The 13,550-nt window shown below is 63.2% G+C and carries 16 protein-coding genes; 13 read left to right on the forward strand and 3 right to left on the reverse strand.

From position 1 onward, the window contains the following. Positions 1 to 4: 4 nt before the first annotated feature. A complete protein-coding gene (gene lexA, locus N5P29_RS07975; protein WP_262278065.1) occupies positions 5 to 748 on the reverse strand; it encodes a transcriptional repressor LexA in 744 nt (247 codons plus the stop codon). Between the two features lie 346 nt (positions 749 to 1,094). On the opposite strand from lexA, the gene N5P29_RS07980 reads away from it, so the two are divergent. The 8 genes from N5P29_RS07980 to N5P29_RS08015 all read left to right on the forward strand — a co-directional run bounded on the left by N5P29_RS07980 (position 1,095) and on the right by N5P29_RS08015 (position 7,303). Further along, positions 1,095 to 1,454, forward strand: coding sequence for a LysM peptidoglycan-binding domain-containing protein (locus tag N5P29_RS07980; protein WP_262278066.1), 360 nt, complete (start codon positions 1,095 to 1,097; stop codon positions 1,452 to 1,454). 79 nt (positions 1,455 to 1,533) lie between these two features. After that, complete coding sequence (locus tag N5P29_RS07985; protein WP_262278067.1) at positions 1,534 to 2,652, forward strand: histidinol-phosphate transaminase; 1,119 nt, start codon at positions 1,534 to 1,536, stop codon at positions 2,650 to 2,652. 47 nt (positions 2,653 to 2,699) lie between these two features. Next, positions 2,700 to 3,326: an imidazoleglycerol-phosphate dehydratase HisB gene (gene hisB / locus N5P29_RS07990; protein WP_262278068.1), complete on the forward strand. Its 627-nt coding sequence runs from the start codon at positions 2,700 to 2,702 to the stop codon at positions 3,324 to 3,326. Then, the gene (hisH, locus tag N5P29_RS07995; protein WP_262278069.1) at positions 3,323 to 4,066 is read left to right on the forward strand and encodes an imidazole glycerol phosphate synthase subunit HisH; all 744 of its coding nucleotides are present in this window, start codon (positions 3,323 to 3,325) and stop codon (positions 4,064 to 4,066) included. The genes hisB and hisH overlap by 4 nt, the downstream gene beginning before the upstream one ends. Beyond that, positions 4,067 to 4,225, forward strand: a complete 159-nt coding sequence (locus N5P29_RS08000; RefSeq protein WP_262278070.1) for a CG2302 family histidine operon protein — start codon at positions 4,067 to 4,069, stop codon at positions 4,223 to 4,225. It abuts the gene before it with no gap. 46 nt (positions 4,226 to 4,271) lie between these two features. Beyond that, on the forward strand, positions 4,272 to 5,015 hold the full coding sequence (gene priA / locus N5P29_RS08005) for a bifunctional 1-(5-phosphoribosyl)-5-((5-phosphoribosylamino)methylideneamino)imidazole-4-carboxamide isomerase/phosphoribosylanthranilate isomerase PriA (protein WP_262278071.1): 744 nt from the start codon (positions 4,272 to 4,274) through the stop codon (positions 5,013 to 5,015). Then, positions 5,015 to 5,953: an SseB family protein gene (locus N5P29_RS08010; RefSeq protein ID WP_262278072.1), complete on the forward strand. Its 939-nt coding sequence runs from the start codon at positions 5,015 to 5,017 to the stop codon at positions 5,951 to 5,953. The genes priA and N5P29_RS08010 overlap by 1 nt, the downstream gene beginning before the upstream one ends. A gap of 45 nt (positions 5,954 to 5,998) precedes the next feature. Beyond that, positions 5,999 to 7,303, forward strand: coding sequence for an MFS transporter (locus N5P29_RS08015; RefSeq protein WP_262278073.1), 1,305 nt, complete (start codon positions 5,999 to 6,001; stop codon positions 7,301 to 7,303). Between the two features lie 83 nt (positions 7,304 to 7,386). Here the strand turns inward: N5P29_RS08015 and N5P29_RS08020 are convergent, their stop codons facing one another. Beyond that, positions 7,387 to 7,782 carry a DUF1844 domain-containing protein gene (locus N5P29_RS08020; RefSeq protein WP_026267346.1) on the reverse strand — a complete coding sequence of 132 codons (396 nt, stop codon included), beginning with the start codon at positions 7,780 to 7,782 and terminating at the stop codon, positions 7,387 to 7,389. Positions 7,783 to 8,199: 417 nt separating this feature from the next. Between N5P29_RS08020 and infC the strand changes: the two genes are divergently transcribed. From infC to N5P29_RS08045, 5 genes are all read left to right on the forward strand, one after another. Next, positions 8,200 to 9,144: a translation initiation factor IF-3 gene (infC, locus tag N5P29_RS08025; protein ID WP_262278074.1), complete on the forward strand. Its 945-nt coding sequence runs from the start codon at positions 8,200 to 8,202 to the stop codon at positions 9,142 to 9,144. 117 nt (positions 9,145 to 9,261) lie between these two features. Further along, entirely contained in the window at positions 9,262 to 9,456 is a 195-nt protein-coding gene (gene rpmI / locus N5P29_RS08030; protein WP_262278075.1) for a 50S ribosomal protein L35, read from the forward strand. Between the two features lie 119 nt (positions 9,457 to 9,575). Further along, a complete protein-coding gene (gene rplT / locus N5P29_RS08035; protein ID WP_144663063.1) occupies positions 9,576 to 10,241 on the forward strand; it encodes a 50S ribosomal protein L20, sunset domain variant in 666 nt (221 codons plus the stop codon). A gap of 26 nt (positions 10,242 to 10,267) precedes the next feature. Next, the gene (locus N5P29_RS08040) at positions 10,268 to 11,179 is read left to right on the forward strand and encodes a TrmH family RNA methyltransferase (RefSeq protein WP_262278076.1); all 912 of its coding nucleotides are present in this window, start codon (positions 10,268 to 10,270) and stop codon (positions 11,177 to 11,179) included. 100 nt (positions 11,180 to 11,279) lie between these two features. Then, on the forward strand, positions 11,280 to 12,203 hold the full coding sequence (locus N5P29_RS08045; protein ID WP_262278077.1) for a cation diffusion facilitator family transporter: 924 nt from the start codon (positions 11,280 to 11,282) through the stop codon (positions 12,201 to 12,203). 87 nt (positions 12,204 to 12,290) lie between these two features. On the opposite strand, the gene N5P29_RS08050 is transcribed toward N5P29_RS08045, so the two are convergent. Then, the gene (locus tag N5P29_RS08050) at positions 12,291 to 13,499 is read right to left on the reverse strand and encodes an MFS transporter (protein WP_262278078.1); all 1,209 of its coding nucleotides are present in this window, start codon (positions 13,497 to 13,499) and stop codon (positions 12,291 to 12,293) included. Positions 13,500 to 13,550: the final 51 nt, after the last annotated feature.

A 13,550-nucleotide genomic window follows, 5' to 3' on the forward strand; every position in this document is an offset into this window, starting at 1 on the left:
GAGGCTAGATGGAGCGAAGTACGGACACGACCTTGCCCATGATGGTTGCCTGGTCGCCGAGGATGGGTTCGTACTGGGTGTTCTGGGGCAGCAGCCAGGTGTGTCCGTCCCGCTGACGGAACGTTTTCACGGTGGCTTCATCATCGAGCAGCGCCGCCACGATGTCGCCGTTGATGGCGTCGTTCTGACGGCGGACAACCACCCAGTCACCGTCGCAGATGGCGGCATCGATCATGGAGTCTCCGGCGACCTTGAGCATGAAGAGCTCACCGTGTCCCACGAGCTGCCTGGGCAGCGGGAGCACGTCCTCAACGGTCTGGTCGGCTAGGATCGGCCCACCTGCTGCAATGCGGCCGACCAGCGGAACCATGGCGGTGTCGCTGGCGCTTGCCAGTTCGGTGACGGCCATCCCGCCGGCGCTTCGCAGCGTTGCCGGAGCCTCGACGCCCGGGATCGGGCCGCCGTCGAGGGTCAGGGGCATCAGCACCTCCATGGCGCGGGGTCGTTTGGGGTCCCTGCGGAGGTAGCCAAGTTTTTCCAGCTGTGACAGTTGGTGAGTCACGCTGGACAGGCTGGCCAGTCCCACGGTGTCCCCAATTTCGCGCATGCTGGGCGGATAGCCGTTGTCATTGACTGAGCGCTGGATGGTCTCCAGGATCTTCTTCTGACGTACGGTCAGGCTCTTGGGAGTCTTTTGGGGCTGTTGGCTTCGCAGGGGTGCCCCGCCGCCTGTGGCTTTTGCTGCCATGTTCGCCAATGCCTTTCCTTCCGCCCCGAAGAGAGCCGGGGATGCAGGGCCTGGAAAAAATGTCAGACCCTCCTGTTCCACTGAAACAGTGCTGTTTCTTCACTCAAACGTAGGGCAGGCACAGGCGTTTATCAAACATTTGTTCTAGCGAGTCTCGACACCGTTCGTTGATAAGTGCTAAAAATGTCATAGCAAGGTTCGAATATGTGTTCTATAAACCTCGCGCTGATGGTGGATGTTCGAACAAGCCGTTCGAACATCCGGCGTCGCCGGGAGGAACACAAAGAATTGGCAGCGCTGCTCCGGGGCCTCCGGAGCGGCGCAATAGCTCAGAAGGGCTCAGCTCATGTCCGCAATCACTTCGTTCGCTGATTTCCGTACCGCACCGGCGCCCGCACGTCTTCGCCTCACCCGCCGGGGCCGCATGGTCTTCTTCGGAATCCCTGCCATGCTCCTGGTGGCTGCGCTCCTTAGCCTCGCCGGGGTTATCACCTCGCCAGCCAAGGCATCGGACTCCCAGGTGCAGTTGCAGCCGCCCGTTGCAGTGTCCGTGACAGTGCAGCCCGGCCAGTCGCTGTGGGGTATTGCCGGTGCTGCCGCTCCGGAGCGGGACCCACGCGAAGTCATTGCCGAAATCATCCAGCTGAACGACCTCCGCGGTGGCCGGATCCTGCCGGGGCAGCAGTTGTTCGTACCGGCCCACTGATGCCCGCAATACTTGTGTCTTTGCTCCGCCCGTACGTCACAGTTACTCGGCAGTCGCAGTGGCCCCTTAAACTGTTGTAGTGAGTGAGCAGCTTGAGCGACTTGACCGACTTCCCCTCCGGACCAACCTGCGTGGATTGAGCCCCTACGGCGCACCGCAGCTCGATGTCCCCGTACTGCTCAATGTCAACGAAAACACCCATGGGGTCCCTGCCGATGTGCAGGCGGCCATTACAGAGGCAGTAGCAGCCGCCGCCACTGGCTTGAACCGCTACCCCGACCGCGAGTTCACCGACCTTCGGGTAGCCCTGGCGGAGTATCTCGGCCACGGCCTTTCTGCGGACAACATCTGGGCTGCCAACGGCTCCAACGAAGTCCTGCAACAAATTCTCCAGGCATTCGGCGGCCCGGGGCGCAAAGCCCTTGGTTTCCCTCCCACGTACTCCATGTACCCGCTGCTCGCCAGCGGAACGGACACTGAGTACGTCCGTGGCGTTCGTGCCGACGACTACGGACTGGATGCGCAGTCGGCAGCCCAACAGGTCCGTGAGACCGAGGCCAACATCGTCTTCCTGTGCTCGCCGAACAATCCAACGGGCACAGGTTTGACCCTGGATGTGGTTGAGGCTGTGTACGAAGCCGGCGAAGCAAGCCAGGCCATCGTGATCGTGGATGAGGCCTACCACGAGTTCGCCCACGACAACACTCCCAGTGCCCTGACCCTCCTGCCCGGGCGCGAGCGTTTGATCGTCTCCCGCACCATGAGCAAGGCGTTCGCCTTGGCTGGAGCACGGCTTGGCTACATGGCTGCGGCCCCGGAGGTGACAGACGCGATCCGGCTGGTACGACTCCCGTACCACCTCTCGGCCATCACCCAGGCCACCGCCCTCGCGGCGTTGACGCACCGCGAAGCCCTTATGGCCGACGTCGAAGACATCAAGGTCCAGCGGGATCGCATCGTGACCGAACTTATCCGCATGGGACTCAAGCCCGCGGCGTCGGACTCCAACTACGTCTTTTTCGGCGGGCTGGAGGATCCCCACACGATTTGGCAGGGCCTGCTCGATGCCGGCGTGCTGATCCGCGATGTCGGCATCCCCGGGCACTTGCGCGTCACGGCCGGAACCGAGCCGGAAACCACTGCCTTCCTGGAGGCGCTGGAAGCCCTCCTGGGCGGCGCGGTTTCCCAGCGCGTCTAAACTTGTCAATAGACCAATCCATCCTCCCTGTAGAAGGACGTTCCCCAATGAGCGAAACCGGCGCTACGCCGTCCGCTGCCCGCACTGCCCGCATGGAGCGCACCACCAGCGAGTCCTCCGTGCTAGTGGAAATCAACCTGGATGGCTCCGGCATTTCGGACATCAGCACCTCAGTACCCTTCTACGACCACATGCTGACCGCCCTGTGCAAGCACTCGCTGATCGACATGACCGTCAAGGCTACCGGTGACACCCACATCGATGCCCACCACACCGTGGAAGACGTCGCTATTACCTTTGGCGAGGTCCTGCGTACGGCTTTGGGCAACAAGGCCGGCATCCGTCGCTTCGGCGAAGCCACCGTGCCGCTGGATGAGGCCTTGGCGCACGCCGTCGTGGATGTTTCCGGCCGCCCCTACCTGGTCCACGGCGGTGAGCCCGCCGGGCAGGAGTACCACCTCATCGGCGGGCACTTCACAGGTTCACTGACACGGCACGTTTTCGAGGCGATTACTTTGCACGCTGGGATTTGCCTGCACATGAACGTTATCGCGGGCCGCGATCCGCACCACATTGTCGAAGCCCAGTTCAAGGCGTTCGCGCGTGCACTCCGCGCGGCTGTTGAGTCCGATCCCCGTGTTGAGGGTATCCCGTCCACCAAGGGGGCCCTGTGAGCGGCCAGTTTTTGAAAGACGGAGCAGTGGCCGACGCCACCGCTTCGGTGAAGCCTGAGTCACCGGAGGGCAAGCCGACGGTGACGGTTTTGGATTACGGATCCGGCAACGTCCGTTCCGCCGTCCGCGCCCTCGAAAGGGCAGGGGCGCACGTACTGCTCAGCTCCAAGCCGGAGGACGTGCTCAACGCCGACGGGCTGGTTGTTCCCGGAGTCGGTGCCTACGAGACCGTGATGAAGGAGCTCAAAGCCGTTGATGCCATTCGGATGATTGGCCGCCGTGTTGCCGGTGGGCGTCCGGTGCTGGCTATCTGCGTGGGTTTGCAGGTTCTCTTCGAAGCCGGTGTCGAGCACGGCACCGAGTCCGAAGGCATGGCTGAATGGCCCGGCAAGGTGGAGCTGCTTCCGGCTCCCGTGGTGCCGCACATGGGCTGGAACACTGTGGACGTCCCAGAAGGTTCCAAACTCTTCGCAGGGGTCGAGCAGGAACGTTTCTACTTCGTGCACTCGTATGGGGTGCAGGAGTGGAACTTCGACGTTGTCCAGCCCCGCATGGCGCCTCCGATGGTTACCTGGTCCGAGCACGGCGCACGGTTCATTGCCGCCGTCGAGAATGGTCCACTCTGCGCTACCCAGTTCCACCCCGAGAAATCAGGGGATGCCGGAGCAAGGCTCCTGCGCAACTGGGTCGAGGGCCTGCGGAAGCCCGCTCCGGAATCGTCCGGGAGCGGTGCTGCCTGAATGTGGTCTGTAGTCCTTATGGGCCTGGCGGGACTGTTGGTGGGTGGGGGAGTCTCCTTCCATCAACAGAAGAAGCCCCGCTGGGTTTCCATTTCTTTTTACATGCTGGCCGGGATGTCCCTGCTGGCTGCCTACCTCCTGACACTTCCCGCCAACTGAATCGCGGCGTGGTACGCCGGCGAACCCTCACACTGCAAGGACCCTCATGACCACCTCCTCCCAGTCCGTCCTGGAACTCCTGCCTGCCGTCGATATTGTCGACGGCCAGGCGGTGCGCCTCCTGCAAGGAGAGGCAGGCTCGGAAACCAGCTATGGAACTCCCCTCGAGGCAGCCCTCAACTGGCAGAATGCCGGGGCGGAGTGGGTTCACATGGTTGACTTGGACGCTGCTTTCGGCCGGGGAAACAACGCCGCGCTCATCAGCGAGGTTGTCTCGCAGCTCAACGTCAAAGTTGAGCTGTCCGGCGGCCTGCGGGATGACGCATCCCTTGAGCGTGCCCTCGAACTGGGCGTTGCGCGGGTGAACCTCGGTACGGCTGCATTGGAGAACCCGGACTGGACCAAGCGGGCGATCGAGCGTTTTGGTGACCAGATCGCCGTCGGGCTTGATGTCCGGGGTACCACCCTTGCCGGCCGCGGCTGGACGAAGGAGGGCGGGGACCTGTGGGAGGTGCTGGCCCGGCTCGAGGACGCAGGGTGTGCCCGTTACGTTGTGACGGATGTGACCAAGGACGGCACCTTGCAGGGCCCCAACGTGGATCTGCTGCGCCAGATGGTGGAGAAGACCGGCAAGCCGGTTGTGGCTTCGGGCGGTATCTCCAGCCTGGAGGACCTCCGGGTCCTGCGCGAACTGGTGCCGCTCGGTGTTGAGGGTGCGATTGTTGGCAAGGCTCTGTATGCCGGCGCCTTCACCTTGCCCGAAGCCCTGGACGTGGCCGGCCGCCGCTGATGGGCCGCCATTCAGCTGAATCGGAATCCAACCAGCGGGAATCAAACCAGCCGGAATCCAGCCGGCCGGAAAAGCGTGAACTGCCCGGTCACATTGCGGCCGCGTTGGCCGGCGCGGGCGGGGCGACGGACTCGGCGGGTCAGCCGTGGGCCGGACGCAGCCTGGCCGGTGACGACGCCAGGATCCACAACTTCGACGACGACGATGGAAGCGCGGCCGCCGGTTACGTCGCCGCCATAGGGGAGTTGCTCAACGGCACCGGCGGCGAGGCCGAAGTAGTAGCCTCCCTTGCGACTGCCCGGGTCTTTGTTCCGGTGGTGGCCCAACTGGCCGAGGAAGCCGAAGGTGTCGACGGACTGCATGCCGACAAACAGGCCGATATGGCATTGGTCACACTCAAGGCTCCCGACGGCCGGACGGCAATGCCGGTGTTCACCTCCGCGGCTGCCTTGGAGTTGTGGCACCCGCAGGCGCGCCCGGTAGCTGTTTACGCCGCGCGGGCGGCGCTTTCGGCGGTATCGGAAGGCGCCCAGCTGTTGGTTGTGGATCCCGGTTCCGAGTTCGCCTTCGTGGTCAGGCGCCCGGCGCTGTGGGCTCTGGCCCAGCAGAAGGACTGGACGCCGTCATACCTGGATGATCAACTGGAGACTGCTCTCGTTTCGACAATTTCAGGCTTCACCGCGGTCCGGCGCCTTGAGACGCAGGCTGGTGGTGGCGTCGCATCCCTCACGTCCGACGGACGTCAGGTGCAAGGCGGCGGTGCCGGTCCGGAGCTGCGTGTGGTGCTCTTCCTTGAGGACGGGCTGGATGCCGCGGCGGTGCAGACGCTTGTCGGCCAGTTGAACGAAGCATGGGCAAGCATGGATTCCTTTGCCGAGGGTGTCGATTCCATGGAGATCAAACTGCAGCGTGCAGCACAGGAGCCCGCGCCGCACTAATGGCAGTTCCGGTTCCCCGGGGTTGCCCGGGGAAATGAGGATTGAGTGAACTTCGCTCTCTACAAAGAGATGCTGTCCATCCGGCCTGTCCGGCGCTTGCTGGTGGTGGGCATGATTGCCCGCATCCCGCATTCCGCTGCCGGGGTGCTCCTGACACTTCACATCGTCCTGACACTTGGGCAAGGGTATGCCGCTGCGGGTGCGGCGGCCGCCGTCATGACCATCGGCATCGCTTTGGGGGCACCTTGGCGTGGCCGCAGGGTGGATATGGTGGGGCTGCGGAAAGCCCTGATCCCTTCAGTCATTTTCGAGACCGTGATTTGGTCGGTTGTGCCGCATGTTTCCTACCAGTGGCTTCTGCCGCTGGTGTTTGTCGGCGGCCTCTTTACCTTGCCGATCTTCAGCGTTGTCCGGCAGTCGCTGGGTGTCCTCGTGGATGGGGAACAGCGCCGGTCGGCGTTCGCCCTGGACTCCATTGCCACCGAGCTGGTTTTCATGATTGGTCCGGCTGTGGGCGCCGTGGTGGCGACCAGCGGCTACTCGGCCCTCGGTCTCACAGCCGTTGGTGTCTCCGTTTCCGTGGCCGGACTTTTCCTGATGTGGTTCAACCCTCCGACCCGGAGCGAGGTTGCGTGCACGCCGGAGGAGTCCGCTGATCGGGAGTCTGCCGATTTGGCCGCGGCGGAGGCCGCTATGGTCGCTTCGGCTCCTGCGCACGTCCAGGAAGCGGCCTCCGAGATGGCATCCGCGAACTCGCGTACTTCGGCTCTGAAGAACCGGGTGGCCAGGAACTTCACCTGGTTTACGGTTTCCGTTGCTGCGCTCTTCGCAGTAGCGGCCGGTTCCGGCATGGTGCTCAGCGGCTCCGACGTCAGCATTGTGGGGCTGCTGGAGCGGGGCGGGCACCAAAATGAAATCGGCATCGTCTTCTTCTTCTGGTGTGCGGCCTCGGTGGTCGGCGGCCTGATCTACGGCTCGATGAAGCGGTCCGTTTCGCCCATGATCCTCCTGCTGGGCATGGCCGCTTTGACCATTCCGATGGGCTTCGCCCATGACACCTGGACCCTTGCGTTCCTCTCGCTCCTTCCGGGCCTGTTGTGTGCCCCGGTCCTGTCCGCGTCCTCCGAGAAGGTAGCGGACCTGGTGGATGAGGAGCGGCGCGGCGAGGCCATGGGTTGGTACGGCTCTGCCCTCACCGCCGGTGTCGCTTTGGGTGCCCCCTTGGCCGGGGTCTTCATCGACAATGTCGGCCCGTCCGGGGGATTCGCGGCGGTGGGGATTGCCGGCGTCGCGCTGTGCGCGACGGGTTTGGTCCTGACGTCCATCCGTCGTCGTGCCGCCCGGGTCTGAGGCGCAACAAAGCCATCAGACGACGACGGCGGGCCGACCAATGTGGTCGACCCGCCGTCGGTGGTTATCCAGGCAGTCCGCGGCTAGTTAACCGGTCCGGTGAACTTTTCGCCCGGGCCCTTGCCGGGGGCGTCCGGGATGATGGAGGCTTCGCGGAAGGCCAGCTGCAAGGAGCGCAGGCCATCGCGCAACGGTCCGGCATGCTGGGAGCCAATTTCGGGGGCCGCGGCCGATACGAGTCCGGCAAGTGCGGTGATCAGCTTGCGGGCCTCGTCAAGGTCTTTGAGGTCTTCGGCGTTGGGGTCGTCGGCAAGACCAACCTTGACGGCTGCGGCGCTCATCAGGTGAACGGCGCCGGTGGTGATGACTTCCACGGCCGGAACCTCGGCGATGTCGCGGATCTGCTGGGAGACCCCGGCATCAGCGGCGGGGGCGTCTCCGCCGAAGGAGTTGCGGGAATTGCTGTCTTCAGTGCTCATACTGGTAAGCTTGTCACAGACCGACTGGAAGTCGTTATTCACCAGGATTTTCACCATGTATATCCGCGGTGAAGATCTGTAGCCAACAGTCCCGCCACCGCAATGTGCGCTTGGCGGGTTGTTTCTGTAGAATTGTCTTTCAGTTTGCAAGCGGAGTTCTCTCCCACCCGCGTCAGCCGTTTCCCTCCGGGGACAGGATTCCCTTACGGGACAAGAGGTTGCCGGGTACCTGGTCGGACACTCCGGGGTTATCCCCGGCTGTGTGTACTTTCCCGTTGGGGAAGTGCAGCCGATCCTCGAGGCTTTCGATTGCACCAGCAATTGGGGGCCTTCTCTTTTTGCCGGTGACACCACCACAACCACAGGAGCTTTAACATTAGCGAGCCAAGAATCAATGAGCGTATCCGCGTCCCCGAGGTGCGGCTGGTCGGTCCTGCCGGCGAACAGGTAGGAATTGTCCGCATCGAGGACGCACTGCGTCTGGCTGCCGAATCCGATCTCGATCTCGTTGAAGTTGCGCCGCAGGCTAAGCCTCCTGTTTGCAAGTTGATGGACTTCGGCAAGTACAAGTACGAAGCTGCAGTCAAGGCGCGCGAAGCCCGCAAGAACCAGACCAACACGGTTCTCAAGGAAATCCGTTTCCGCCTCAAGATCGACAAGCACGACTACGAAACCAAGCGTGGGCACGCTCTTCGCTTCCTCGGAGCCGGTGACAAGGTCAAGGCCATGATCCAGTTCCGTGGCCGCGAGCAGCAGCGTCCTGAAATGGGCATCCGCCTGCTGCAGCGTTTCGCTGAAGATGTGGCCGAGGTTGGCGTCATCGAGTCCAGCCCGCGCATCGATGGCCGCAACATGGTCATGGTGATCGGACCGCTGAAGAACAAGGCAGAAGCCAAGGCCGAAGCCCGCCGTGCCAGCCAGCGCGCAGAAGCCAAGGCCCAGAACGAAGCCAAGGCCGCAGCCCGCGTGGACACCACGGGGGAGCAGGCTCCGCTGACGCAGAGCATCGCGGACCTTCTGCCCGAAGGCTTTAAGGTTGCCGAAGCGGAAACCACGGAGGACGCTCCGGCGGCTGCCGAAGCAACAACTGAAGCTCCCGCAGCCGCTGAAGCCCAGGTTTCCGAAGCCCCCGCTGCTGCTGAAGCTCCGGTGGCCGAAGAAGCACCGGCGGTGGAAGAAGCACCGGCTGTGGCCGAAGAAGCCCCTGTGGCTGAAGAAGCCCCTGCTGAGGAAGCGCCGGCTCCCAAGCCTGCTGTTCCTTCGGCGCCCAAGCCCGTCGCCAAGCCGGCGGCTCCCAAGCCCGCAGCCCGGCCTGCGGCCCCCAAGGCCGCTCCGAAGCCTGCAGCACGCAAGACCACCTAGTTCAACGCCGCGGAGGCCTCGCCTCCACCGGCAAGCAACCAGCACGTCGGCCCCCGTTGGCCGGCTGCGCGAAAGAATCGCGGACTTGTCCGTGGATACGTAAGGAGATCGGTTCCCATGCCGAAGATGAAGACCCACAGCGGTGCTAAGAAGCGCTTCAAGCTGACCGGTACGGGCAAGCTGAAGCGTCAGCAGGCCAACCGCCGTCACTACCTGGAGCACAAGTCCTCCAGGCTGACCCGTCGCCTTGCCGGCGACAAGCTCGTCTTCAAGGGTGACGCCAAGGTCATCAAGAAGATGCTCGGCCTCTAAGTTCCAAGTTCTTTGGTTACTGCCATCCGGCAGGAACCGACTACACCAAAAGCCTTCTCAGGCCGGCCGGAATTCCGGCAGTAGCAGCTTGGGATAAAGATTTCTGAAGGAGTACGCACGTGGCACGTGTGAAGCGGGCGGTAAACGCCCACAAGAAGCGCCGGGTTGTCCTCGAACGCGCCAAGGGTTACCGCGGTCAGCGTTCGCGCCTGTACCGCAAGGCAAAAGAGCAGCTGCTGCACTCGTTTGTGTACAGCTACGGCGACCGCCGCAAGAAGAAGGGCGACTTCCGTCGCCTCTGGATCCAGCGTATCAACGCTGCATCCCGCGCCAACGGCCTTACCTACAACCGTCTCATCCAGGGCCTGAAGGCTGCTGAGGTTGAGGTTGACCGCCGTATGCTGGCCGAACTGGCTGTCTCCGACGCCAATGCTTTCGCCGCTCTGGTGAACGTTGCCAAGGGTGCCCTCCCGGCCGACACCTCTGCTCCGGCTGCCAAGGCTGCCCCGAAGGCCAAGGTTGCTCCGGCTGTTGCTACCGCGCCGGCTGTCAAGGCTGTCGTTTCCGAGAAGCCGGCCATCGACGGCGCAGTTGCCGCTGATGGTGACGAGGCTCCGGAAGGCTACGCCATCAAGGGCAACGCCGAGTCCAAGAAGTACCACGTGCCGGGTTCCACCTGGTACAACACCACCGCTGCTGAGTACTGGTTCTCCACGGTCGAAGCTGCAAAGGCTGCCGGTTTCGAGCCGGCCGGCGGCGAAGCCCGCCAGCAGATCAAGAACTAGTCGCAACTGCCACTAAAGTTCTATATATGAACGAAACCGGGCGCCCGCAAGACTTTACGATGACCAACCCCCGAGCAGATCGGGTGAGGGATGTCGCCAAGCTTGCCGGGCGCCCGGCGCGTTTAAAACGCGGACGGTTCCTTGCTGAAGGTCCGCAGGCGGTGCGTGAGGCGTTGACCCTGCACCGTGAGCGCACGGCGGCCGGTGGGGCCGCCGTCGTGCATGAAGTCTTTGCCAGCGAGGCGTGTCTTGACCGCCTGCCCGAGCTCGCCGACCTGGCGCAGGGTACGTTGCTCCGGCTGGCGAGCGATGACGTTCTGTCCGCCATGGCGGACACAGTCAACCCCCAGGGGATCGTCGCTGTCTGCAGTTTTGTGGACGTCACCCTCGACTCAGTGCTCGACGCCGGTCCCCGGCTTCTCGCGGTCATGTGCCAGGTGCGTGACCCCGGCAATGCCGGCACGGTGCTTCGTGCCGCTGATGCGGCGGGGGCGGATGCTGTCGTCCTGACCGGTTCCAGTGTGGACATCTACAACCCGAAGGCTGTCCGTTCCACTGCCGGTTCACTTTTTCACCTTCCAGTCGTCCTGGGCGTGGACGTCGAAGAACTGGTGGCCCGGTGCCGGGAACGCGGGATCGGAATCCTGGCCGCTGACGGCTATGGAACCCTCAACCTTGACAAGCTTCAGGACGAAAATGCCGCACGGCGGCTGGGCAATGACTCCGTGGCGTCCGACTACGCCCTGGAAGCCCCTACCGCGTGGCTCTTTGGCAACGAGGCCCAAGGCTTGTCGGACGAAGAGCTGGCACTGGCGGACCACCGTGTCGCCGTACCCGTGTACGGGGCGGCCGAAAGCCTGAACCTGGGAACCGCGGCCACCGTGTGTCTCTACGCCAGTGCGCGTTCGCAGCAGGTCGCCAGAGTGGAGAATGTGTAAAAACCGCCCTGCCGGGTACGGTAATGCTTGCAAGATCAGACGATGACGACTCTTCTTGGCCTTTCCCATTCTTTCCCATACCCGAAGAGGTGAAGCTTTCGTGGCTGCTGGTGGCGGTACCAAAGCGATTGTGGCGGCTCTGGCCGCTAACTTGACCATCGCTGTTCTGAAGTTCATTGCGTTTTTCCTGACGGCGTCATCGTCAATGCTCGCAGAAGCAATCCACTCGGTGGCCGATTCCGGTAACCAGGTCCTCCTGTTGGTCGGGGGCAAGCGTTCCAAGCGGGCTGCCAGTCCGGAGCATCCGTTCGGCTATGGCCGCGAACGCTACATTTACGCCTTCATTGTGTCCATTGTGCTGTTCAGCGTCGGTGGCCTGTTTGCCCTCTATGAGGCCTGGGAGAAGTTCCAGCACCCGCACGGCATCGAAGGCGGCTTCTGGTGGGTTCCCTTGGCTGTCCTGGTAGGGGCGATCATCGCTGAAGGTTTCTCCTTCCGCACGGCAATCATCGAATCGAACCACATCCGCGGCAAGCAGAGCTGGGTCAAGTTTGTCCGCAACGCCAAGCAGCCGGAACTTCCCGTTATCTTGCTCGAAGATTTCGGCGCCCTGCTTGGTTTGGTCTTTGCGCTCTTCGGCGTCAGCATGACCCTGGTCACCGGAGACGGAGTGTGGGACGCCCTCGGTACCGCGATGATTGGCTTGCTGTTGGTCGCCATTGCCGTGGTTCTGGCCATGGAAACCAAATCGCTGCTGTTGGGGGAGTCTGCCACGAAGGAGGACGTCCAGCGCATCTCCGAAGCCCTGCAGGCCGACGGAACGCGGATCATCCACCTCAAGACCATGCACCTCGGACCGGAAGAGCTGCTGGTGGCCGCCAAAATCTCCATGGGCGCTTCTGAAACCGGCGAGGAGATCGCGAAGGGAATTGACGACGCCGAGCAACGGATCCGTGCGGCGGTTCCGATCGCGCGGGTCATCTACCTCGAACCCGACATTGAGCGGGTCCAGGCCCAGGCCTAGTGACTTCAGTAAGCGTGTGAATCCAGGTGATTAACGACGAAGGGCTCCGCGGATGCGGAGCCATTCGTCGTTTAATGCCGCTGCCGATCAGGAAGTCGGGGTGGTCCTGCGTTCCACCATGCCACTGATGACAGCAACGCCCAGGCCCAGGAGGGCGAGGACGGCACCTACCAGGGCGGGGGCGACGTAACCCCAGCCCCAGGCAATCACCGTGCCACCCAGGAAGGCGCCCAGGGCATTGGCGATGTTGAGGGCTGAGTGGTTCAGCGAGGAGGCCAGCGAGGCAGCCCCCGGGGCTGAATCGAGGAGCCTGGTCTGCAGTGCCGGTGTCAGCATCGAACCGATGCCACCGACCACGAAGGCCATCAGGAAGGCAGACCAAGCCCAGTGGGCTGCGATGGCGTAGACCACCAGGGCGGCGGCGATACCGGGCATGACCCAGTAGATGGTACCCATTACGGACTTGTCCGCCAGCCGGCCACCGATGATGTTTCCGACAACCATGCCAAGACCATAAAGGGCAACGACGGCGGGAATGAGGTACTCGGGGATACCGGCCACGGACGTCATGGTGTGTGCGATGTAGGTGTACACGGCGAAGAAGCCGCCGAAACCGATGATGCCGATCAGGAGGGCCAGCCATACCTGAAGCCTCTTCAGCGCTCCAAGTTCCCGGCGGATGCTGGCGTCCGGGTGCGCGGCTTCGAAGGGGACAAACTTCCACATCATGGCAACCGTGAGCAGACCGATGGCGCCGACAATGACGAAGAGAAGGCGCCACCCAAAAGTCTGGCCCACCCAGGTGGCCAAGGGGACTCCGATGACGTTGGAGACCGTCAGGCCGGCCATGACCATGGAGATTGCCCAGCCGCGCTTGGTGGGGGCCACGAGGCCCGCAGCGATGACGGCTGCCACCCCGAAGAACGCTCCATGCGGAAGGCCCGAGGCGAAGCGGGACAACAGCATTAACCCGTAGTCCGGAGCAATGAACGACGTCAGGTTGGCCACTGCAAGGAACAGCATGAGGCCGAGCGCCAGATGCTTGCGGGGCAGCTTGGCTCCCAGGGCGGCAAAGACGGGGGCGCCTATCACTACTCCCAGGGCGTAGGCCGAGATAAGGCTGCCCGCTTGCGGGGTGCTGATCCCCAGGCCCGTCTCGACCTCCTTCAACAGGCCCATCATGGCGAACTCTGTGGTGCCGATGGCAAACCCGCCCATGGCCAGGGCCAGGATGGCCAAGCCAAGGTGGCGCCCCGACTTCTTGACGGCGACGGGCTGGGACACGGTGGTAGACATAAACCTGCTTCTGGGGCGACGTTTGAGCTGGGAAAAATGGAGAAAATCCGA

This window comes from Paenarthrobacter sp. JL.01a, from assembly GCF_025452095.1.
Taxonomy (GTDB): domain Bacteria; phylum Actinomycetota; class Actinomycetes; order Actinomycetales; family Micrococcaceae; genus Arthrobacter.